This window comes from Peribacillus sp. NJ4 (assembly GCF_030348345.1).
Taxonomy (GTDB): Bacteria; Bacillota; Bacilli; order Bacillales; family DSM-1321; genus Peribacillus.
In genome coordinates this window covers 1,900,771-1,922,991 of sequence record NZ_JAUCFQ010000001.1, presented here as the reverse complement: position 1 = coordinate 1,922,991, position 22,221 = coordinate 1,900,771, and the positions used below count along the sequence as shown (strand labels likewise).

The following is a 22,221-nucleotide window of genomic DNA, read 5'->3' as shown; positions in this document are numbered from 1 at the left end:
TGTTTTCCTATCTCTTGAAATTAGGGATCAAGAACAGTATAAAGAAAACTCTCGATTGGCGAAGACAAAGAAGTAGTTGCACTTATACTGTTTTCCTATCACTTGAAATCAGGGATCAAGAACAGTGTAAAGAAAACTCTTCGATTGGCGAAGACAGAGAAGTAGTTGCACTTATACTGTTTTCCTATCTCTTGAAATTAGGGATCAAGAACAGTATAAAGAAAACTCTCGATTGGCGAAGACAGGATGGCGAAGACAGAGAAGTAGTTGCCCTTATACTGTTTTCCTATCTCTTGAAATTAGGGATTAAGAACAGTGTAAAGAAAACTCTTCGATTGGTGAGACAGGATGGCGAAGACAGAGAAGTAGTTGCACTTATACTGTTTTCCTATCACTTGAAATCAGGGATCAAGAACAGTGTAAAGAAAACTCTTCGATTGGTGAGACAGGATGGCGAAGACAGAGAAGTAGTTGCACTTATACTGTTGTAGTCCCCTCATTAGAAGAAACAAAAAAAAGACAGGATTCCCTGGAAAGGGGGTTCCTGTCTTTTTAATTAATTACAAATTATTTTGCAGCGCTGTAACGTTTTGCAACTTCATCCCAGTTTACAACATTCCAGAAAGAATTGATGTATTCAGGACGACGGTTTTGATAGTTTAGGTAGTAAGCATGCTCCCAAACGTCCAATCCAAGAAGAGGAGTTTTACCTTCTGATAAAGGATTGTCCTGGTTAGGTGTGCTTGTTACTTCCAACTCGCCATTGTTGACAGCAAGCCAAGCCCAGCCAGATCCAAAACGAGTTGTAGCCGCTTTAGCGAACTCTTCTTTAAAGCTGTCAAAGCTTCCGAATTTTGAAGTGATAGCATCCGCTAATTCACCAGTTGGTTGTCCGCCGCCGTTAGGTGAAAGGATTTCCCAGAATAAAGTGTGGTTAGCATGTCCGCCACCATTGTTGCGTACAGCTGTACGAACAGCTTCAGGTACTGCGTCAAGGTTAGCGACAATTTCTTCAACGCTTTTGCTTAGAAGTTCTTGGTTGCCTTCTAGAGCATTGTTCAGGTTTGTCACATATGTGTTGTGATGTTTAGTGTGGTGAATGTTCATTGTTTCTTTGTCGATGTGTGGTTCCAATGCATCGTATGCATACGGTAATTGTGGAAGTTCAAAAGCCATAATAAAATTCCTCCCTATGTAAGCTGTTTTTTTTGAGGGCTTCAGTTCTCGAAAGATACCTGAAACTCGCTAGCAATAGAGTATCAAATTTTTGTAACCGTTTCAAACCTTATGCCTCAATTTTTCATTTTTCGATTTTATTTCCTATGAGAATACCACGAATATAAAATATCCGATCATCAGTAATTGAATGATGCCTTTTGTGATTACACTACTTATAAAACCTACGACGGAACCAAGGCCGATTTTAGAAGCAGTGACCGGGTCTTTTTTATGGACTAGGATTTCTGCCAGGAATGCCCCGATGAATGGACCTATTAAAATTCCGACGAACGGAATCACGAATGGTCCGACCAGAAGCCCAATCGTACTGCCCCAAACCCCCGCTTTCGTGCCGCCATATTTTTTGACCCCAACCATGTTTGCGATATAATCGGCTGCGAATAAAAGGATGACGAATAGAATTTGTACCGTCCAGAAAAACCAGCCAAATGGTTCAAACGAATAAAATAGTCCATATAACAATATTCCGCCGAATATGAATAAAACACTTGGGATGATCGGAAAAATCAGACCGACGAAGCCCATTATGAACATGAGGATGATTATTATCCAAAATAGTGTATCCATAACCAAAAACGCCCTTTCTCATTTCAATTATAAATTGCCTTTATCTCTCCATAATTGCCTCTTTATTGATGGTTGAAACCAATGAAGCAGAATACAGGTTGTTTTATTTTTCCCATATAGTTAAAATTGGTTAGGAATCTTATATAGTTAGGTGCTGAAAACATTGAACATATTCAAACAACTATGGGTAAGCTTATATTCTCCTAAAGATATCGCTTCCTTTCAAAACCAAGGTATCGGGAAAACGATTTTATTCGTATTCTTTATAAGTCTAATCGCCTTTCTCCCTTCAGCTTATTATTTCGGTACAATGATAGTTGACGGGATAGATGCCATGCATGAAACAGTATCCGAAGACTTACCGGCATTTGAAATCAAAAATGGCACGTTGACGACTGAAGAAGGTGAACCATTTAGCTTGAATAAAAACGGTTATCAAATTTTTGTAGATGGTACGGGAGCCTTAACCCCGGAAGAAGTGGCTGCAAAAGCTGATGAGGCCGTCGCTCTTTTAAAGTCTGATCTGGTTTTCGTATCTGGAGGCAACGTGCAATCCTCTCCATATTCACTTTTGGAAGGAGATAATCAGGACATATCCACTTGGCTTGATTCAGTCGAATCTGTGCTACCGATCATCCTTCCATTGCTACTACTTATATTATACCTGTTTACTGCCAGCGGAATTTTCATTAAAGTGACAATCCTTGCCGCTTTCGGTCTTCTTTTCAAAAATGCCCTTGGCCGTTCGATTTCCTATAGGCATTTATGGAGAATTAGTGCTTACAGCATTACGCTTGCCACCATATTCTTCACCATCATGGATGCTTTTCAAGCAACGGTTCCATTCGCTTCAATCATTAGCTGGTTTGTGACATTGATGATGTTATATTTATCCATTAAAGAAACATCAACTAATAAGATCGAAGATTGATTTTAAAAAGAAAAAGATCCGGACCCATCCTGGTGCGGATCTTTTTCTTTTGCTAATAATCGGGTAATCCTTTCCCGCATATGACTACAGTCATCATTTTTTCATATCTACTTAATTCGACAAAATACTCACCAAGTTATTCCTATACTTATAGTTGAAATAGTAATTAAGAGGTGATAGACGTGAAGGAGAGTAATATTGATGTACAGTGGTTGTTACTTATAATGCAGGCAAGAGAGGTTGGTCTGACTACAAAGGAAATCAGCTCCTTTCTTAGCTCCCATTCAAATAAGGATTTTACTCAACTGAAATAGAGAATTTGAATGGTACTCCACATTCCATTTGAAAAACCGCCCATTTTTAGGCATATTTTCGGACCCTTCCAAGTATATATGAATTAAAGACAAGCTTGGGAGGATGGAAAATTGAAACGGCTACTGCTTTTTATCTCATTCTGTTTCACTTTATTTATTATTTATTTCGATTTGACTACGGGGACCCTGCCGGCTTCCCATCCACCGGCCACTACAAGCGAACCGGCCGTCCCGGCCAGTCAGCCAGCATCCGCACCAACTGCTGCTTATAAAGAAATCACCATGAAACCCGGGGATACCTTACTCTCCATTGTTGAAACGGAAAAAGGCGGATCCAATCAGCCAATCGAAACGATCATCTCTGACTTTCAAAGTTTGAATGAAGGATTGCAGCCCGAAAATATGCAAATTGGCAAAGCATATAAGATACCCGTTTATAAATAACCGTCTTAATGGAGAACTACCCCTTCCAAGAACCATTAAGAGGGGTTTCCAAGCAACGAATATATCCAGGAATAGGGAATCCTTCTTGTTGAAAAAAGATAATGCGTCCTATTTCCTTGTCAACCGGTATGTACATTGATACAATATTTGAGAGAAGCAAATTAAAAATCAAAACTGATTTTTTCCTAAAGGAGAGAATTCCACTTGAGTGAAATCATACATCGCACCAAGACACGGCCAATTAAAGTCGGAAACTTAACGATTGGCGGCAATAATGAAGTTATAGTACAAAGCATGACAACTACAAAAACACATGATGTTGAAGCAACGGTTGCAGAGATCCTTCGTCTTGAAGAAGCGGGATGTCAAATCGTACGGGTCGCATGTCCGGATGAAAGGGCAGCCGATGCAATCCCTGAAATAAAAAAACGGATTAACATCCCTCTTGTAGTCGATATTCATTTCGATTATAAACTTGCTCTGAAGGCCATTGAAGGCGGAGCGGATAAAATCAGGATAAATCCCGGTAACATCGGACGCCGTGAAAAGGTTGAGGCAGTCGTGAAAGCTGCGAAGGCCAAAGGAATTCCAATCCGCATCGGGGTCAATGCCGGTTCTCTTGAAAAGAAAATCCTGGATAAATATGGGTACCCAACTGCTGATGGAATGGTAGAAAGTGCTTTACACCATATCAAGATCCTGGAAGATCTCGATTTTCATGACATTATCGTTTCCATGAAAGCTTCCGATGTGAATTTAGCCATCGAAGCATATGAAAAAGCTTCAAAAGCATTCGATTACCCTTTACATCTTGGGATCACGGAATCAGGTACACTGTTCTCCGGAACAGTAAAAAGTGCTGCCGGACTAGGTGCAATCCTAAGTCAAGGTATTGGAAGCACGATGCGTGTTTCCTTAAGTGCCGATCCTGTAGAAGAGGTGAAGGTGGCAAGGGAGCTCCTAAAAGTATTTGGCCTTGCTTCTAACATGGCCACTTTAATTTCCTGCCCTACTTGCGGTCGAATCGAAATTGATTTAATCTCCATCGCGAATGAGGTTGAAGAGTACATCCAGACGATTAAAGCACCAATCAAGGTATCAGTGCTTGGTTGTGCGGTAAACGGTCCTGGGGAAGCCCGTGAGGCTGATATCGGCATAGCCGGGGCTCGTGGTGAAGGTTTGCTGTTTAGAAAAGGTCAGATTGTTCGTAAAGTGCCTGAAGAGACGATGGTCGAGGAACTGAAAAAGGAAATTGACAAAATTGCTGAAGAGTACTATGAAAAACAAAGAGCCGAAGCTGCTGCTGCAGCTTTACTAAATAAATAAAGCAAAAAATCCCGAATTTTCATTTTCGGGATTTTTTTTTCATTAGAAAAACCCTTTGATGCATTTTTGGAGAAATGACATCAAAGGGTTTCATAACGCTTAAAAGAATGGCAGGATGAATATGCCAACGATGATGGAGATTGCACCTATGACTATGGCCCAAGTACCCATGTTCGATCCTCGGCTTCTTGCCATTATCCCTACAATGATACCCACAACCCCTAAGATGAAAGGCATCATGAATAACGATAAAATGGAGATGATCAAAGCTATGACACCAATAACTTTCCCTCTTGATTCCACATCCCCGGAATCAGCAGCACCTGCAGACTCGTCATCCTTATATGTCCTGATTCGCTGAGGTGGTGTTGAAATTTCGGCAGACGTTTCTTCCTGATAACGGTTATCCATATTGGTATTGGTCCCGCGACTTTCATATCGTCTGTCATCTGAAGGTGTATCTTCATTATAGTACCGCTCATGATGCTGATCATCCACAACGGATGGATCACTGCCCTCTTTAGCCAATTGAATCTCATCGTCAATACTGGAGTATTGATCTTTTTCCATTCTTGCATCCCTCACTTTCGTTTGTGGAGCATTTATAGTGTATGTAAAAATTGCTGGAATCCATCGTGAAAATGGTTTCATATCTTGGAAATAAATATGGGTTTTTACCAAAGCTATGATGGTATATGTTACACTATTACAAGTATTGAAAATGAGGAGAGATTCATCATGAAAAAACGTTTTGGCATTGATATAGACGGGACTGTTACGAGACCAGATTCCATGGTCCCCTTTTTAAATAAAGCTTTTCAGCTGAATTTAGCTTATGAAGACATTACGGAGTATGACTTATTCCCTTTCGTGAATGTTCCAAAAGAAGAATTCACTAAATGGTTCATTGAAACCGAGCCACTCATCTATTCCGAATCTTTATTGGCTGAAGGAGCGAAAGATGTATTGGAAAAATGGACAGAAAAAGCCAACTTATATTTCATCAGTGCCAGGAGCTCCCGTTTATTGGATGTAACGAAGAACTGGTTCACGACGAATCAAGTCCTTTATGATCATATAGAGCTTGTAGGTTCACACGATAAAGTGGCTGCAGCCAAGAAATTTGATATCGACCTGTTTTTAGAGGACAAGCACGATAATGCAGTGGCCATTTCGGAGGAGTGTAAAATACCAGTGATTTTATTTAATACTCCTTACAACCAAGATCCTGTGCCTGAAAGGGTGATTCGGGTCAACAATTGGCAAGAAGCATCAGTTTGGGTGAATAATTGGATGTCAGGTAAACCTGCAGCCATAAAATGATACAAGAAAAAAACCATTGACCGAGGGTCGATGGTTTTTTATGCTTCCAAAGATACGCTACATACGGGACAGCGTCCGTAAATTTCAAATTTATGCCCCGAAACATCATAGTCCTTCAAGCTATCCTGAAGTTCCTGCATCGGGCACAATTCGATTTCTTTCGTTTTTCCACAATTCAAACAGATGAAGTGGTGATGGTGGGAGGAATGACCGCAAGTAAAGCGAAAATGCTTTTCCCCTTCCAACTCGGTCGCTTCAAAGATGCCTAGTTCGACAAATAAGGAAAGATTCCTGTAAATCGTATCGAAACTTAACCCTGGATAGTCTTTTTTCATATTCTCCAAAACATCTTTTGCCGTTAAATATTTATCGCTGGAAGAGAAAAGCTGAAGCATTTCCTCCCTCTTTCCTGTATGTTTAAAACCTTTATCTTTTAATAATTGCATGGCAGTAGTTACGTTCAAAAAAATCACCCCATCTATCGATTTTTCCACTTATCAAACAAAATTGACAAGATGAGAATTAGCACAGCTATTATTACAATGGTCCCACCAGGAGCGAGATCAAGGTTGTATGATAAAAACAATCCGCCTATGACAGATATTTCACCGAATAATACCGAAAAAACAATCATCTGCTTAAAGCCCTTCGCAAAGCGGAGACTAGCTGCTACCGGGAGCGTCATGAGCGAAGAAACCAGTAATATGCCAATTATTTTCATGGAAGCGGCAATGACCAATGCGACCATGACAATGAAAATAAAATGAATGGCTTTATAAGGTATTCCGGACGCTTTCGCGTGCTCTTCATCAAAAGATAACAGAAATAATTCTTTATACAAGAGGGTTAGCATCAAGGCAACTACTATCCCCACTGCCAATATGACATACAAGTCCGCCCGGCTGACGGCACTTACACTGCCGAATAAATAACTATATAAATCCGTATTGAAACCATCTGCAATGGATATGAAAATGACACTAAGACCCATGCCGCCGGACATTATGATCGGGATTGCAAGCTCTTGGTAATGCTTGTAAACCCCTCTTAATTTTTCAATGAATAATGAACCACCTACAGAAAAAGCCATCCCTATATAAAGTGGATTCAATCCTGCTAGAGATAGAAAGCTCTTCTGAAGCAGTAAACTAAACGCTATACCAGCAAGCGCTACATGACTGAGCGCATCGGAAATCATCGACATCCGCCTTACCACGACAAAAACGCCCACTAATGGCGCAATCGCTCCGATGATGATTCCGGTCAAGAATGCGTTCTGCAAAAATTCAAATTGCAATATCCCCGATATCATTGGGCTATCCTCCAAAACATATTAATGATCATGATTTAAAAATTGGACCCCATGTCCATAAATGGACGAGAGCTCGCCTTCATTCAACTCATTATATTCACAGGCATCCCCGTGAAAATGAAGCTTTTTATTTAAGCAGGCGACATGTGTGACTTTATCGGTCACAGTACCAACATCATGGGTTACTAAAATCAGGGTTATTCCTAATTTTTTATTCAACATCTCAAGCATTTCATAAAATTGGTGGACGTTCTTTGAATCAACGCCAACCGTGGGCTCATCCAATATCATCAATTCCGGCTCGCTGACCAGTGAACGGGCAATGAATACCCTCTGTTGCTGCCCTCCGGACAATTCTCCGATATTGCGGTTCTGATATTCAAGCATGTCCACTGATTCCAAGGCCTTCTTCACCTTTTGCTTATCCTCTTTACCAGCAAACTTGAATAATCCTATTTTTTTGGTCAAACCGCTTTGAACCACTTCAAAGACAGTGGCAGGGAATCCAGAGTTGAAGGAGTTCGCCTTTTGGGAAACGAACCCGACCTTTTGCCAATCTTTAAATCGTCGTATGTCTTCCCCGAATATTTCAATTTTTCCCTTTTGAAGCTTGAACAGACCAAGCAGCAATTTCAAAAGTGTTGACTTACCGGATCCATTCGGCCCGACGATAGCTAAGAAGGCACCTCTAGGAATTTCAAGCGAAACATGTTCCAGCACTAGATCTTTTGTATATTTGTAAGATATATCTTCTAATTTAACTATGGGGTTTACTACATTATCCAAAGAGATCACCTATTTTTTAAGAATCATTACGATTAACAATCGTTAGTATAAATCAAAGAAGTCCAGATGTAAAGAATCCGGTCCTCAAAACAAGTGCCCATCCGCCCAGAACCACCAAAAAACGTTAGCGAAACCAAATTCCCGCAAATCAAACAAAGTTTCATGTTCACATACGTCTTCCTCCTTCATATGTTTTAACAAAGGAGGAGATCGTTTGAAATTATTTGAAATGATGGTCAATCATAAAATCAACAGCATACGCCCAGATGAACTGCTTTCCCTTGCTAAGCAGCACAAGGTTGCACTCACCCAAAAGCAAGCACAGGATATCACTGCACTTCTAGCAGGTAAAAATATTAACATTTTTGATATTCGTCAAAGACAGAACGTACTTGGTCAAATTACAAAAGTTGCCGGTGCAAGCACAGCGAGGGAAATAGAATCCCTATTTAACAACCTTACTTCCACCTTTTAAAGGATCTTAGAACGGCATACTTAAACCAATGTAAAATGAAAGGACGATTCATCAAAATAAAGATGAATCGTCCCTTTCTATTATGATTATTGTTGGAATCTGATCTTTTCCAATAAATCTTCTTCAAATTGATTATTCTTGAACATATCTATTTCAAATTTATAAGGTGCCTTTTTGTCTTTCTTGTCTTCCCCCACATAAGGTGTTTCCAAGATTTTTGGAACAGTGCTTAATTGCGGATGGTGGACAATATCATTCAACGCTTTAAAACCGATATGACCAAATCCTATGTTTTCATGGCGGTCTTTACGCATGCCGCGTTCGTTTTTGCTATCGTTTATATGAAGTACCTTGATGCGTTCAATACCGACCAATTTATCAAATTCATTCAGTACGCCATCAAAATCCTCAATGATATTATATCCTGCATCGTGAGTATGGCAAGTATCGAAGCATACCGATAATTTTTCATTATGGGTCACACCATCAATGATCATCGCTAACTCCTCGAAAGACCTGCCACACTCAGTACCTTTACCCGCCATCGTTTCAAGGGCAATCTGAACTTTATCGTCAGCGGTAAGCACTTCATTCAATCCCTCGATGATTCTCTTGATGCCCAGTTCACTGCCTGCACCAACATGAGCACCTGGATGAAGTACGATCTGCCTTGCACCAATCGCTTCGGTCCGATCGATTTCGCTACGTAAGAAGTTGACTCCCAGCTCGTATGTGGCTGGATTCGTAGTATTTCCTATATTGATGATATACGGGGCATGGACTACGATATCACTGATTCCATTCTCCTCCATATGCAGTCTTCCGGCTTCGATATTTAAATCCTCGATTTTTTTACGTCTTGTATTTTGAGGGGCCCCCGTATAGATCATGAATGTGTTGGAGCCATATGAAGCCGCTTCTTGACTCGCAGCAAGAAGCATATTTTTCCCGCTCATTGAAACATGCGATCCAATCTTCAGCATCTGATTTCTCCCTTATTTCTTTCTCTGTATACGACGTTCACGTTTTTTAAAGTTTTCCACATCACGTTGAATTTTCTTTTTGTAACCTGGCTTGACTTTAGTTGGCTTCTTGACGTGCCTGCTCGCTTTAACATCGATATCAGATTTTTGTTTTTTACGGTTTTTCCGTTTATTACGTTCATCGATATCAACCCAATCACCGTTTTGGATATCGGCATCACGGAATTCAATGCCCATTTTTTCAAGGCGGTTCAATGAATCTTCATCGGATGTATTATAAATGGTAGTGGCAATGCCGGAATATCCTGCACGAGCCGTCCTTCCCGTCCTATGGATGTAAAAATCCAAATCTGAAGGCAATTCATAGTTTATGATATGACTTACACCTTCAATATCGATTCCACGGGAAGCCAGATCTGTAGCAACAATGAATTGATACTCCAAATCATTGATTTGCTTCATCATTTTTTTACGCTCACGAGGCGTTAAATCCCCATGAATACGACCGACATTCAACCCTTTTTCGATCAAGGAATTCGCCACATGATCCGCCATTTTTTTTGTATTCGTGAAAACAATCGCCAAATATGGATTATATCGAACGATAATATCATGAAGTAACTGCTCTCTGTTTCGGTGGCGAAGCGGCACCAGAACATGTTCAATTTTCGCAGCGGTCGCCTGCTTGGGATTCACTTGAACATACTTTGGGTTCTCCATATATTTATTCAAAAACGGCTTTAATTTTTCCGGGATGGTTGCCGAAAAGACAAGCATTTGAATTTTTTCAGCCATACGTGATGCAAATACATCGACATCTTCAAGGAATCCCATGTCTAGCATAAGGTCCGCTTCATCTACTACAAGCATTTTTGCTGTATACACTTGAAGTGCCTGAGCTTCAACCAAATCCTTGATCCGGCCTGGCGTACCGATTACCAGTTGAGGTTGTGTCTTCAATTTATCAATCATTCGCTGTTTATCAGTACCACCGATGAAACAACGGACTTGAATCTGCTCATCCTCAGGGAAATGGTCGGCAATTTTCAAAGCTTCTTTGTAGATTTGGTTCGCTAACTCACGGGTTGGTGCGGAAATAATCGCTTGAACCTCATTTTTACCAGCATCAAGCTTGTTCATAATCGGCAGCAAATAGGAATGTGTCTTTCCTGTACCTGTCTGCGACTGTCCAATTAAGCTACTTCCCTTTAAAAGCGACGGAAGCACGCGCTCTTGAATTTCCGTCGGCTTATCGAACCCTAAAGTACGAACCGCATCTAGAATGTAGCTTTTCAAATTAAATCGTTCAAATTGGTTTTGTTTCATCAAAAAACTCCTTTATCCTGTCAGTCATTAGACATGTCCTGTTATTATAATAAATTTTATACAAAAAGCGCAAGCGCCTGGGTTGCTCGTGAAGAAAATAGGGATTGACCCATAAGGCACTCTTTTGCCTTATGTGGTCCATCATCTTTTTCACAACGAGCTGGGCGCTGAAGCTGGATTATACAAAAAGCGCAAGCGCTGAGGTTAGTTCTCTTAAGATGGACTCTTGCAAACGAAAAGCCCCTGTCCTGGTCATAGCGTATCCCCCGCAGACATGGAGCTAAAAGACTACCGTTACCATCTTACCTTCTTTCCGGTCACTTCACAACTGCCCAGTCACTCTTTCCTCAAACCTTTTTTGTCGAGCTGCATATTTTATATAGAAGAATACACCAGCATAATAAAATAGAGGAGGTGAAACCCATGTTCCCAGATAGAAATCGTCAATTCGGACCCGGTTTTCAGCCACCCAATGGTCGAAGGATGCAACAGCTCCCTGCTCCATTCAGGCAAACACCACAAATCCCCCACCCTTATCAGCAGATGCGGCGGCCAATTATACAAAACAGACCGCAGGGGCCACAGGGACCGCAAGGTTTCCGAGGTCCTTTCACCCAACCGCAGCGCCAGGAAATGCCGCCTGCAAAGAAGGAAGGGCTATTGTCAAAGATACTCGGTAAGTCAAAACAAAAAGCTGGTTCGCCTAACTTGTTTGCTCCAGCTGGTTCCACTAACCAAAGTTCTTCAAGAAGCAGCGGAGGCGGTATCTTAGAAACACTAAAAAACCCCGATTCCCTGAACAATATGCTTTCCAATACGCAAAAGGTGCTGCAGGCAGCCGAACAATTCACCCCTATGGTGGAACAATACGGACCAGTGATTAAAAACCTGCCTTCAATGTGGAAAGTTTTCCGGAGCATATCGTCAGCCGGTGATACCGGTGACCAGGAAACTTCCGTTGAAAGCGGGCCTAATGTAGAGGTAAAAAACAGTGAGGTAAAAACCGATTCGAAGAAAAAAGAAAAAGCTAAACCCATCGCCCAAGTTCGTAACAATACCAAAAGGGAAAGGTCATCCGGTCCAAAGCTTTATATTTAAAGTTATAAAAAATTTTTACCAGTAACCGAATTTATGCAAATAGGATGTTTTGTAATATCATCTATGGTCTTATATAATAGAAAGGTATAAAAAGTGAGAGTTTCTTGCCTTGAAGGAGGACACATAGATGAAAGTGATTAAAATTTCCCCGCGCGGCTATTGTTATGGCGTTGTCGATGCCATGGTCATCGCCCGAAATGCGGCTTTAGATAAAACCTTGCCACGCCCCATTTACATTTTAGGAATGATCGTGCATAACAAACATGTGACTGATGCGTTTGAAGAGGAAGGCATCATCACGTTGGATGGCAGTAACCGTAACGATATCATTGAACAGGTGGACAGCGGAACCGTCATCTTCACTGCTCACGGCGTTTCCCCTGAGATTAGGAAGATCGCTGAGAAAAAAGGTCTTGTTACGCTTGATGCAACGTGTCCCGATGTTACCGCAACTCATGACTTAATTCGGGAAAAAGAAGCTGAAGGTTATCAAATTATTTATATTGGCAAGAAAGGCCATCCGGAACCTGAGGGCGCAGTCGGAGTTGCACCCGATGTCGTACACCTGGTTCAAAAGGATGAAGATGTTGAAGCCTTGAAATTGAATAGTGATAAGATCATTGTGACCAATCAAACAACGATGAGCCAATGGGATGTTTTGGATATCATGGATAAGGTTAAGGAAAAATTCCCACATGCCGAAGTCCATAAGGAAATTTGTTTAGCGACACAGGTACGCCAAGAAGCGGTTGCCCAGCAAGCAGGCGAAGCTGATGTTTTAATCGTCGTCGGAGATCCCAAGAGTAATAATTCAAACCGCCTTGCACAAGTATCCGAAGAAATTGCCAGCACGAGAGCTTATCGCATCGCTGACATTTCCGAGCTGAACCTTGAATGGCTAAAGGATGCAGAAACGGTTGCAGTCACTTCCGGGGCTTCTACACCAACTCCGATAACGAAGGAAGTTATCGCTTTTCTAGAGCAATATGAAGCAAATGATGAATTGACTTGGAATACCGAAAAGAAAACGCCATTGCATAAAATTTTACCTAAGATTAAAGTGAAGAAATGATACACACAAGAAAAGGCAGCCACTATGGCTGCCTTTTTTCGTGTTATTTAAATGAAGCGGAAAGGGTCTGTATTCAGCTGGGATGGAATGAATTCCACATCGTAATTCTTTTCGCGACACATTTCTTCAAGGATTCGTGCCACACCTTTTTTCATCACCTTTTCAACATTGTGGCCTGGGTCCACAATATTCAAGCCAATCATCATCGCGTCATGGGCTGTATGGTAATACATATCACCTGTAACATATACATCAGCACCCTTGAATTTTGCCGTCGTAAAGTATTTATTCCCGTCTCCGCCCAACACGGCCACTTTTTTTATCGGGCTTTGCAAATCTCCAACGACACGTACCTTTTCCACATCAAGTGTCCGCTTCACATGTTCAGCAAACTGTTCAAGTGTCATTTCTTCAGCAAGTACACCAATCTTTCCTAAGCCAAGTGACTCCCCTTTATTCTCCAGTTTATATATATCGTGAGCAACTTCCTCATATGGATGGGCTTTAATCATCGCAGCAAGCACTTTCTTCTCGATATTTTCCGGGAATATCATCTCAACCCGCATTTCCGCTACCGCTTCAAGCTTTCCTTTGGAGCCGATTACCGGTTCACTGCCTTCACCTGGCAGGAAGCGTCCTGTACCTTTTCCAGAAAACGAACACTGGCTGTAATCCCCGATTGCTCCGGCACCTGCCTTACCTAAGGCTTCCCTCACCTTTTGTTCATCGGCCTCCGGAACATATACGACCAATTTTTTTAGGGCCGTCTCGTAAGTAGGAACCAATACTTCTGTGTCCTGCAATTGGAGCGCTTCGGCAAGTAAATCATTTACTCCACCCTTAGCTACATCCAGATTGGTATGTGCAGCATAAACAGCGATATCATGTTTGATCAGCTTTTCGATGATCCGGCCTCCAGCAGCCATTGTATCGATTCTTTTCAATGGTCGGTATATAAGCGGGTGATGAGCGATGATTAATTCCACGCCATGTTCTATCGCTTCGTCCACAACCTCTTCCAATACATCAAGGGCAATCATCACTTTAGTAACCGGCTTATTCAGCTGCCCGACATGCAAACCGATAGGATCTCCCTCCATTGCATATTGCTTCGGGGAGAATTGTTCAAACATTTCAATGATTTTGTGACCATTTACTGTCTTCAACCTTTAAGCACCTCCTCAATTACGGAAATTTGGGATTTTAATTCATTGCGTTTCGTTTCCAATCCGCTTCGTCCGCTTTCATCCAATTGTTCGATGATTCTTTCCAAATGTTTTTTCTCAAGCTGCCATTTTTTTATGAAAATGTCACTGAATTGCTTTCTTAAGTAAGGACCGAAAATCAGGCCGGTTTGCATGTTTACACGATAAGGGCGAAGCGGGTCCCCTTTTTCAGCAATTAAGATTTCGTAGATTTTCCCATCTTCCTCAAGGATTTCCTCTCCACTAAGTTCCCAGCCGTTATCGATTAGCCAGCTGCGGACATTCGCTGCACCGACATTAGGCTGAAGGATAAGCCTTTCCGCCTTGCCGAGTTTTCCTTTTCCGCTTTCCAATATACTTGATATTAAAGTCCCTCCCATGCCTGCTATCGTAATGCATGTCGCTTCATTGGGATTCAATACTTCAAGCCCGTCTCCTTTACGTACCTCTATCTTGTCCCCGAGCCCCGTTATGGCCACTTGCTTGCGGGCTGACTGATAGGGCCCTTCTACAACCTCACCGGCTATAGCACTGTCACACAGGCCGTTAGTCACCGCATAGCACGGCAAGTAAGCATGGTCGGACCCTATATCTGCAAGGATACTTCCTTTTGGTATATGTATGGCAACACGTTCTAATCTCATCGATAGTTTCTCATGATTCATATTTATCAACTCTCTTAATTCAAATAATGTCTTGCATATAATTAGTTTCCCATTCGATTATACCAAGTTCAATCGAAAAATTACAGGAAGGAGAAACATGGGTCTTTCTATCACTGGGCAAAGGGAACCTTCCATCCGGAATCTTCCTTTTTGGAATAAAAGAAAACTGACTCAAAAATTCGCCTTCCAACGATTTCTTGAGTCAGTTTCGTGAATTATTTCAGTCCATGAATATATTCGGCCATGGCGTCAATGTTCTGTTCTTCGACTAAGCCTGGTGGCATGGCACCCCGTCCATTAGTGATCACGTCTTTAACCTCGTCGACCGACAGTCGATCGCTAACTCCTTTTAGAGCCGGTCCGACACCGCCTTGATAGGCGTCACCATGACAAGAGATACAGTTTTGCTTATAAATGTCCTCAGGTGATGCAGAGGCACTTTCTGTTTCTTCTGTCTTTTCGCCGCCCTCTTTTTCCTTAGCAAGATCTTTGGCATCACCCAAACCTTTAAACGAAAGTAAAAACATAAGTCCAATACCAAAAACCATGATAATAATAAAAGGCATTACTGGATTGCGATTCATAGTATTTCCTCCCCTATGTAGAACCTAAACTTACCATATTTAATATTATATACAAACAGCTATATATTATTTTACTTGAAAAGAGTTTCAAGTAAAAGCCCAAAAATAGAAGATATTATATAATTTCTTAAAATTGTCAAAAACTTATGTATATTTCCAAACAATTTTACTTTTTCTTACATATGTTTCATAATACCCTAAATTCATTATTTAAAACCGTTTGCTCGTCCTTAAATTATATTAATAAAAAGTAAAGAGTGACCATTGCCCCCAAGCTTCCCGCCAGGAAGAAATGGAGTAGCTTCAGTTTTTTGCCCATTAAAATCCAGAGTCCGCAATTAATGAACAAGAAAACATAAAGGATGCCCACTTTGCCGGGTGCCATGGAATTCAGCCAAACTGACTGTTAATAAAAGCAAGGATAGTGCCATTCCCATCAATGCCATTTGAAAAATGATTTTCCTGCCTATAAAGCGGCGGACCGCCAGTCCAAAGATAATGATTAAAATTGTTGTCATAAGCATTTGCATTCTTATGGGTATTTCAGTAAAATAATTCAAAAATACAATAAATGCAAAAAGAGCCCCAATCGACAGCCCGGAAAAAATGTCCTTTTTATCGCTCCCGGTGTTTTTAGAATTTGATGGTGGCAGTTCACCTTGACGGTATAATGCAAGCAGGTAATTACAATATTGCTCCGGAAGCATACGACTTTCCTTCCAGGAGTTTATTTCTTTAATGATGATTTTCTTTCTCATCTCATCCATGAATTTCACATCCTTGCGATCATTTCTTTTTTAACGGACCTTGGCCTAAGTTGTGGATACTCAGTTATCGTGTTAAACAGATCTCCATTATATAGATAACTGGATAAATTTTGTTTTTACATGGATAATTTTACATCGGATCGTAAAAAAAAAGCCACTCCCGAACGCTGGGCATTCAAAGAGGGCTCTGTTAAGGGCTTATATATTTTATTCCAAGAAATCTTTCAAGCGTTTGCTGCGGCTTGGATGCCTCAGTTTACGTAACGCCTTCGCTTCGATTTGACGGATACGCTCGCGGGTGACTCCAAACACTTTACCTACCTCTTCAAGTGTCCGAGTGCGGCCATCATCAAGTCCAAAGCGGAGTCTCAAGACGTTCTCTTCACGATCAGTAAGAGTATCCAATACGTCTTCAAGCTGTTCTTTCAATAGTTCATATGCTGCATGTTCCGATGGCGAAGTCGCATCCTGATCTTCAATGAAATCACCTAAATGGGAATCGTCTTCTTCACCTATTGGCGTTTCCAGGGAAACAGGCTCCTGAGCTATTTTCAAGATTTCACGAACTTTTTCAGGAGTTAAGTCCATATCCTCCGCAATTTCTTCCGGAGAAGGTTCACGTCCTAAATCCTGAAGTAGCTGTCTTTGGACACGGATCAATTTATTGATGGTTTCCACCATATGCACCGGTATCCGGATCGTTCTTGCTTGGTCGGCAATGGCACGGGTTATGGCTTGGCGAATCCACCATGTTGCATAGGTACTGAATTTGAATCCCTTGCGGTAATCGAATTTTTCCACCGCTTTGATAAGTCCCATATTACCTTCCTGAATCAAATCAAGGAAAAGCATTCCTCGTCCGACATAGCGCTTGGCAATACTGACAACAAGACGAAGGTTAGCTTCAGCCAAACGGCGTTTCGCTTCTTCATCCCCATCTTCAATTCGAGTAGCCAGAGAAATTTCCTCTTCTGCCGATAAAAGGTCTACCCGTCCAATTTCCTTTAAATACATACGGACCGGGTCATTAATTTTAACGCCGGGAGGAACACTTAAATCATTTAAGTCAAACTCTTCTTCTTTTGCAAGTTTCTTCTCATCAGGATCATCTTCATCATCGTCTTCCTCACCATCCGTGAGTATTTCGACACTGTTTTCTGTTAACACCTCATAGAACTCATCCATTTGATCGGAATCTAACTCAAAACCGCCAATCATTTCTGCGATTTTTTCTAAAGTCAAAGAGCCTCGTTTTTTACCTAGCTCTATTAATTTTTCTTTCACCTGTTCAAGGCTAAATTCATTATCAACTTGTTTGGAACGTGCTGGTTTTTCAGCCATTAGTTCCCCTCCTTCCAGGACTTACACCTAAACGACTACAACATTTTACGCAATTTAATTATTTCCATGGCTATTTGTGCAGCAGTGACATAATCACTTCGTCTCACTGCATCTTTTTCTTCAACTTGTTTTTCTTTTATCTTTAACAACTTTTCATATTTCAACACTTGATTTATACAATCGGTCAGTTCTTTATCGGTAACTTCCTCATTCACTGACATCATTTCTATTTCCGAAACGATCCTTCTCAAGTTTGGATCCGGTAAATAAGTAAGGAAAAAGCTTGTATCCGGTTCGTGTCCATCTTCATAGAACGCATATAAATAGGTGATGATTGCCTGATGTTCGTCTACATGAAAGGCCGTTTGCCCAAGCAACTGCTGAATTTTGAAAGTCATATCCCTGCTTTTTAGCATATGGGCAATCAACTTCGTTTCAGCATTATGATGAGCAGGCTTTAACTTATGCTCATATTGCAGGGCCATTTTCTTTTGGGTTGCGGGCTGCGGCAGTGTTCCCTTCTTGCGTTCCGTAAAGAACACCTGTCGCTGCTGCTGTTCCAGCGCATCCAATGATAGGGAAAATTCAGAGGATAACTGCCGGAGATAATGATCCCTCTCCACTGCATTGGGCAATCGCGAAATTTCTTTAAGGACTTCTTCGATATATTGAATTCGATCTCCTTCATTATTTACATTTTTCCCTCGACGCAAATAATGCATTTTGAATGCCATGTAGGTTAAACTGGCCCCTATTACTTCAGAAACAAAGCTTTTTTCACCGAATTCCTTTATGTAGTCATCGGGGTCCATCTTATCAGGCATGAGAGCGACTTTCACGGAAAACTCATGGTCCTGAAGCATATTAACTGCACGATTGGCTGCATTCAATCCCGCAGAGTCCGAATCGTAGCAAATAAGTATCTGATCAGTATTTCTTTTTAAAAGCTGGATATGCTGGTCCGTCAGGGCAGTCCCCATTGTAGCGACCGAATTCTCTACCCCTGCTCGAACAGCTGAAATGCAATCGGCAAAGCCTTCAAAAATGACTACTTGTTCTTTCTTTCGTATGTGAGGTCTTGCATGATGGAAATTATATAAAGTTTTACTTTTATTAAAGATTGGCGTTTCAGGACTATTCAAATATTTGGGCTCATCGTCCCCCATCGCTCTCCCTGAAAACGCAATCGTATTTCCTTGATGATCCATAATTGGAAACATGACTCTATTTCTGAAACGGTCAAAATATGACTCGTCTTTTTCCCTGTAGATAATAAGCCCTGCCTGCTCCATGTATTCCGCTGGAAAACCACGTTTTAAAAGAAACTTGGACACGAAGTCCCATGAATCCAAAGAGTAGCCAATTTGGAACTTCTCTATCGTCTCTTCAGTAAACCCGCGTTTAAGTAAATATTCGAGGGCATCCTGCCCCTCCTTCGTATTAACGAGGAGATGATGATAAAACTTCCGCAGCAGATCATGGGCTTCAACCATTTGCTGCGATCCTGCGGGCATGTTAGAACGCTTGGAATCCTTATTCATTTCAACATCCAAAGGAACATTTCCTTTTTCAGCTAAAACTTTTGCAGATTCCACAAAGTTGTAGCCTTCTATATCCATCAAGAAGGTAAAAATATTCCCGCCTGCCCCACAACCAAAACAGTGGAAGATTTGTTTTTCCGTTGAAACGGAAAACGAGGGAGAGTTCTCACCATGAAAAGGGCAAAGGCCAAAATAATTGCGTCCTTGCTTCTTCAGCTGGACATACTCCCCAATTAAATCAACAATGTCAACAGCTTCGCGAATTTGGTTAATTTTCTCATCTTCTATACGGCCATTTATCATTTTTCCACCTTGCAATATTGGTGATAGTTTCTAATTCGATACTGTTTCCTAATCCCCTGCAAAGTTCGACAAAGTTTTCAAAAGTTTATTTGTAAAACATGTACGATCTTCCTTTGTGAATGCTTTCGGCCCTTTGGTATGTTTACCCTGCCTGCGGAGTTTCGCCGACTGATAACGCATGTCCAAGAGCATGAAAATATTCTCGTCTGTGTATTCTTTTCCCCTTGGGGAAAGAACATAAACGCTTTTAGGAAGCAGGGTCCCAGCCAAACCAATGTCCGCAGTAACGACAATATCACCCTTTTTTACTGAGTTTACAATATAAAGATCTGCCGCTTCTTTGTCTGCATCGACATAAACCCATTTACCTTCAGGGTTATTCATCATATTTTTATATGATGCAACAAAACAGACTTCGACATCGTGCAAACCTGCACAATGAAGGATCTCGTCTTTCACCGGGCATGCATCGGCATCGACGTGTATGGTAGGTTTATTATTCATACCTTCTAATTCTACATCTTTCTGCATAATCCTTTTTCTCCCCTAAACTTTATGAAGATATAGTGAATTTTCAGCATTAGCTCACAAGTGTTCCCTTTAATAGTGCCAACATTATACCTGCTTATTTAAGTGAAAGCGCCTCTTTTGCCTTGAATAGGGCAAGCCCATTTTGAATTATACGGAACATGTCGAATTATTTTTATGATAAAAACCTTGACATCTCATTAACCTTTAGTTTATTCCTTATTAATTAAGTCTAAACCTTAAGATTACTTTTTTCTCACAATTTTTTATTATAGTCTATTTGTTTAGAAGATGCCAACATTTAAATTCCGGTTATGTTTTCATGCAAATCAACGGTTAACATTTGGAATCCAAAAGGAATTATATGTAATTATTTTCAACTTATTCTTGATATTCCCTTTTTTGACCTTTGCATTAAAATGTGAGCCGACACTTAAAGTGTCTAGCTCACATTTTGTTTGCCTTAATTATAAGGATCAACGATCTTTGTTTTGAAGAATATTGATAATCAAGTTGGCTGTTTCTTCAACAGCTTTATTGGTCACATCAATAATTGGACAGTTCAACCTTGATATGATTTTATCAAAGTATGTCAATTCTTCTTTTATGCGCTCAACATTTGCGTAAATCGCATGGTCATTGAGCCCGAGTGACTTTAATCGTTCTTTGCGAATATGGTTCAGCTTTTCCGGACTGATCTTTAGACCAATGCATTTTTCAGGAGGTACCAGGAACAGCTCTTCTGGAGGTTCCACCTCAGGCACTAGAGGTACATTCGCCACCTTATAGCGTTTATGGGCTAAATACTGTGATAATGGTGTTTTTGAAGTGCGTGAAACACCCACAAGGACGATATCAGCACGTAAAATGCCTCGAGGGTCACGTCCATCATCATATTTTACCGCAAATTCAATAGCTTCAACACGCTTGAAATAATCATCATCCAGTTTTCTTACCAGACCAGGCTCATTAAGCGGGCCTTTTGGTGCCCTTTCCTGAAGTATGTCCATGAGCGGCCCTAAAATGTCATAAGCAGACAGGTTTTCTTTTTCGACCTGTGCTTTCATATACGCTCTAATAGCTGGCTTCACAAGGGTGTAAGCAATGATCGCCCCATCCAATTTAGCCAGTGAAATTACTTCATCCACGTTTTGTTCATCTTCAATATACGGGATTCGCTTAATGGAAAAAGCAGATCCCGAGAATTGGCTTGCAGCTGCTTTTGTAACCAATTCCGCTGTTTCCCCTACTGAATCCGATACAACATATATAATAGAACCGTTCATTTTCTCCGTCATTCCTTTTGCAAGCCCCCTAATAGCCTTCATCAGCCAAAGCTACGAATGCTTTCGTTATATTGGTTTTTGTAATTCTTCCAATTACTTCATAGCCTTTTTCTGTGTCTTTGACGACCGGTAATGAGTCGATTTGTTTATCTATCAATTTTTTGGCAACATCAATCAAAAGGTCTTCTTTTGAACACATTGTAATATTGGGCATCCTGGTCATGATGATATTGACTGGAATGGAGTTAAGCTCTTGTTTCCCAATACTCGCACGCAACAAGTCTTTCCTTGATAAGACACCGACAAGCAATGCGTGCTTATCGACGACGAACATGGTCCCGACATCTTCTAAAAACATCATGACGATTGCATCATATACGGAAATGCCCTCGTCAACAACGACAGGGATCGATTGGTAGTCTCGTACATAAAGATGGTTAAGGCTGTCGGTCAAAAGCTGTGTTCCTGACCTGCCTGTATAGAAATACCCCACCCGCGGCCTGGCATCAAGAAAACCTGCCATCGTTAAAATGGCTAGATCTGGACGAAGGGTCGCCCTGGTAAGGTTCAATCTATCGGCAATATGTTCTCCAGTAATCGGTCCGTTCTCTTTTACAATTTGTAAAATATGTTCCTGACGCTTATTCAGTTGGATTATAATCACCACCCCACTGCTTTCGCAGAGTAAAGTAACAAAAGTTATTCATTTAATAATTATATACTAAATTATTTAATAAGGGCATGTTTGTCCTATTTATTGACCATTTATCTTTTTAAGAAATCGGAAACCCTTATTTAAAGTGTT

At 40.9% G+C, this 22,221-nt stretch carries 25 protein-coding genes; 8 read left to right on the top strand and 17 right to left on the bottom strand.

What is annotated here, in order from left to right; all coding sequences use genetic code 11:
- Nucleotides 1-191 precede the first annotated feature (191 nt).
- Nucleotides 192-491 (top strand): hypothetical protein, encoded by a 300-nt coding sequence (locus tag QUF94_RS09640; RefSeq protein ID WP_289315655.1) that lies wholly within the window; start codon nucleotides 192-194, stop codon nucleotides 489-491.
- A 76-nt stretch (nucleotides 492-567) separates the two neighbouring features.
- Here QUF94_RS09640 and sodA read toward each other — a convergent pair whose 3' ends face one another.
- Both sodA and QUF94_RS09630 read right to left on the bottom strand, forming a co-directional pair.
- On the bottom strand, nucleotides 568-1,176 hold the full coding sequence (gene sodA / locus QUF94_RS09635; protein ID WP_034308436.1) for a superoxide dismutase SodA: 609 nt from the start codon (nucleotides 1,174-1,176) through the stop codon (nucleotides 568-570).
- A gap of 144 nt (nucleotides 1,177-1,320) precedes the next feature.
- Nucleotides 1,321-1,806: a DUF456 domain-containing protein gene (locus tag QUF94_RS09630; protein ID WP_207440841.1), complete on the bottom strand. Its 486-nt coding sequence runs from the start codon at nucleotides 1,804-1,806 to the stop codon at nucleotides 1,321-1,323.
- Between the two features lie 163 nt (nucleotides 1,807-1,969).
- Here QUF94_RS09630 and QUF94_RS09625 point away from each other — a divergent pair, with 163 nt between their 5' ends.
- From QUF94_RS09625 to ispG, 3 genes are all read left to right on the top strand, one after another.
- Entirely contained in the window at nucleotides 1,970-2,737 is a 768-nt protein-coding gene (locus tag QUF94_RS09625) for a DUF1189 domain-containing protein (protein WP_289315654.1), read from the top strand.
- A gap of 425 nt (nucleotides 2,738-3,162) precedes the next feature.
- On the top strand, nucleotides 3,163-3,495 hold the full coding sequence (locus QUF94_RS09620; RefSeq protein ID WP_289315653.1) for a hypothetical protein: 333 nt from the start codon (nucleotides 3,163-3,165) through the stop codon (nucleotides 3,493-3,495).
- A gap of 213 nt (nucleotides 3,496-3,708) precedes the next feature.
- Nucleotides 3,709-4,821, top strand: a complete 1,113-nt coding sequence (gene ispG, locus QUF94_RS09615) for a flavodoxin-dependent (E)-4-hydroxy-3-methylbut-2-enyl-diphosphate synthase (protein ID WP_289318333.1) — start codon at nucleotides 3,709-3,711, stop codon at nucleotides 4,819-4,821.
- Between the two features lie 99 nt (nucleotides 4,822-4,920).
- Here the strand turns inward: ispG and QUF94_RS09610 are convergent, their stop codons facing one another.
- Nucleotides 4,921-5,472, bottom strand: coding sequence for a DUF308 domain-containing protein (locus QUF94_RS09610; RefSeq protein WP_289315652.1), 552 nt, complete (start codon nucleotides 5,470-5,472; stop codon nucleotides 4,921-4,923).
- A gap of 87 nt (nucleotides 5,473-5,559) precedes the next feature.
- Between QUF94_RS09610 and QUF94_RS09605 the strand changes: the two genes are divergently transcribed.
- Complete coding sequence (locus QUF94_RS09605; protein ID WP_289315651.1) at nucleotides 5,560-6,144, top strand: 5' nucleotidase, NT5C type; 585 nt, start codon at nucleotides 5,560-5,562, stop codon at nucleotides 6,142-6,144.
- Between the two features lie 38 nt (nucleotides 6,145-6,182).
- Here QUF94_RS09605 and QUF94_RS09600 read toward each other — a convergent pair whose 3' ends face one another.
- Genes QUF94_RS09600 through QUF94_RS09590 form a run of 3 tightly spaced genes read right to left on the bottom strand, consistent with a single transcriptional unit; the run spans nucleotide 6,183 to nucleotide 8,242 of the window.
- On the bottom strand, nucleotides 6,183-6,608 hold the full coding sequence (locus QUF94_RS09600) for a Fur family transcriptional regulator (RefSeq protein ID WP_289315650.1): 426 nt from the start codon (nucleotides 6,606-6,608) through the stop codon (nucleotides 6,183-6,185).
- Between the two features lie 14 nt (nucleotides 6,609-6,622).
- Nucleotides 6,623-7,456: a metal ABC transporter permease gene (locus tag QUF94_RS09595; RefSeq protein WP_289315649.1), complete on the bottom strand. Its 834-nt coding sequence runs from the start codon at nucleotides 7,454-7,456 to the stop codon at nucleotides 6,623-6,625.
- A 21-nt stretch (nucleotides 7,457-7,477) separates the two neighbouring features.
- A complete protein-coding gene (locus tag QUF94_RS09590) occupies nucleotides 7,478-8,242 on the bottom strand; it encodes a metal ABC transporter ATP-binding protein (RefSeq protein ID WP_289315648.1) in 765 nt (254 codons plus the stop codon).
- Nucleotides 8,243-8,456: 214 nt separating this feature from the next.
- On the opposite strand from QUF94_RS09590, the gene QUF94_RS09585 reads away from it, so the two are divergent.
- Nucleotides 8,457-8,717 (top strand): DUF2624 family protein, encoded by a 261-nt coding sequence (locus QUF94_RS09585; RefSeq protein ID WP_063233031.1) that lies wholly within the window; start codon nucleotides 8,457-8,459, stop codon nucleotides 8,715-8,717.
- A gap of 86 nt (nucleotides 8,718-8,803) precedes the next feature.
- Here the strand turns inward: QUF94_RS09585 and QUF94_RS09580 are convergent, their stop codons facing one another.
- Together QUF94_RS09580 and QUF94_RS09575 are read right to left on the bottom strand one after the other, a co-directional pair.
- Nucleotides 8,804-9,700, bottom strand: a complete 897-nt coding sequence (locus tag QUF94_RS09580; protein ID WP_289315647.1) for a deoxyribonuclease IV — start codon at nucleotides 9,698-9,700, stop codon at nucleotides 8,804-8,806.
- A 12-nt stretch (nucleotides 9,701-9,712) separates the two neighbouring features.
- Nucleotides 9,713-11,026, bottom strand: coding sequence for a DEAD/DEAH box helicase (locus QUF94_RS09575; RefSeq protein ID WP_289315646.1), 1,314 nt, complete (start codon nucleotides 11,024-11,026; stop codon nucleotides 9,713-9,715).
- A 423-nt stretch (nucleotides 11,027-11,449) separates the two neighbouring features.
- Between QUF94_RS09575 and vrrA the strand changes: the two genes are divergently transcribed.
- Both vrrA and QUF94_RS09565 read left to right on the top strand, forming a co-directional pair.
- Entirely contained in the window at nucleotides 11,450-12,124 is a 675-nt protein-coding gene (gene vrrA, locus QUF94_RS09570) for a VrrA/YqfQ family protein (RefSeq protein WP_289315645.1), read from the top strand.
- Nucleotides 12,125-12,251: 127 nt separating this feature from the next.
- A complete protein-coding gene (locus tag QUF94_RS09565; RefSeq protein ID WP_289315644.1) occupies nucleotides 12,252-13,196 on the top strand; it encodes a 4-hydroxy-3-methylbut-2-enyl diphosphate reductase in 945 nt (314 codons plus the stop codon).
- 47 nt (nucleotides 13,197-13,243) lie between these two features.
- On the opposite strand, the gene QUF94_RS09560 is transcribed toward QUF94_RS09565, so the two are convergent.
- From QUF94_RS09560 to ccpN, 9 genes are all read right to left on the bottom strand, one after another.
- Complete coding sequence (locus QUF94_RS09560; RefSeq protein ID WP_289315643.1) at nucleotides 13,244-14,362, bottom strand: Nif3-like dinuclear metal center hexameric protein; 1,119 nt, start codon at nucleotides 14,360-14,362, stop codon at nucleotides 13,244-13,246.
- Nucleotides 14,359-15,066 carry a tRNA (adenine(22)-N(1))-methyltransferase gene (locus QUF94_RS09555; RefSeq protein ID WP_289315642.1) on the bottom strand — a complete coding sequence of 236 codons (708 nt, stop codon included), beginning with the start codon at nucleotides 15,064-15,066 and terminating at the stop codon, nucleotides 14,359-14,361. The genes QUF94_RS09560 and QUF94_RS09555 overlap by 4 nt, the downstream gene beginning before the upstream one ends.
- Nucleotides 15,067-15,281: 215 nt before the next feature.
- The gene (gene cccA / locus QUF94_RS09550) at nucleotides 15,282-15,650 is read right to left on the bottom strand and encodes a cytochrome c550 (RefSeq protein WP_133352846.1); all 369 of its coding nucleotides are present in this window, start codon (nucleotides 15,648-15,650) and stop codon (nucleotides 15,282-15,284) included.
- Nucleotides 15,651-15,988: 338 nt separating this feature from the next.
- Nucleotides 15,989-16,417: a hypothetical protein gene (locus QUF94_RS09545; protein WP_289315641.1), complete on the bottom strand. Its 429-nt coding sequence runs from the start codon at nucleotides 16,415-16,417 to the stop codon at nucleotides 15,989-15,991.
- A gap of 207 nt (nucleotides 16,418-16,624) precedes the next feature.
- On the bottom strand, nucleotides 16,625-17,758 hold the full coding sequence (gene rpoD, locus QUF94_RS09540; protein WP_289315640.1) for an RNA polymerase sigma factor RpoD: 1,134 nt from the start codon (nucleotides 17,756-17,758) through the stop codon (nucleotides 16,625-16,627).
- A gap of 35 nt (nucleotides 17,759-17,793) precedes the next feature.
- Nucleotides 17,794-19,599 (bottom strand): DNA primase, encoded by a 1,806-nt coding sequence (gene dnaG / locus QUF94_RS09535; RefSeq protein WP_289318332.1) that lies wholly within the window; start codon nucleotides 19,597-19,599, stop codon nucleotides 17,794-17,796.
- Nucleotides 19,600-19,650: 51 nt separating this feature from the next.
- Entirely contained in the window at nucleotides 19,651-20,106 is a 456-nt protein-coding gene (locus QUF94_RS09530) for a YaiI/YqxD family protein (RefSeq protein WP_289318331.1), read from the bottom strand.
- Between the two features lie 500 nt (nucleotides 20,107-20,606).
- Entirely contained in the window at nucleotides 20,607-21,428 is an 822-nt protein-coding gene (locus tag QUF94_RS09525; protein ID WP_289315639.1) for a pyruvate, water dikinase regulatory protein, read from the bottom strand.
- A 16-nt stretch (nucleotides 21,429-21,444) separates the two neighbouring features.
- Nucleotides 21,445-22,083 carry a transcriptional regulator CcpN gene (gene ccpN / locus QUF94_RS09520; protein ID WP_286182260.1) on the bottom strand — a complete coding sequence of 213 codons (639 nt, stop codon included), beginning with the start codon at nucleotides 22,081-22,083 and terminating at the stop codon, nucleotides 21,445-21,447.
- Nucleotides 22,084-22,221: the final 138 nt, after the last annotated feature.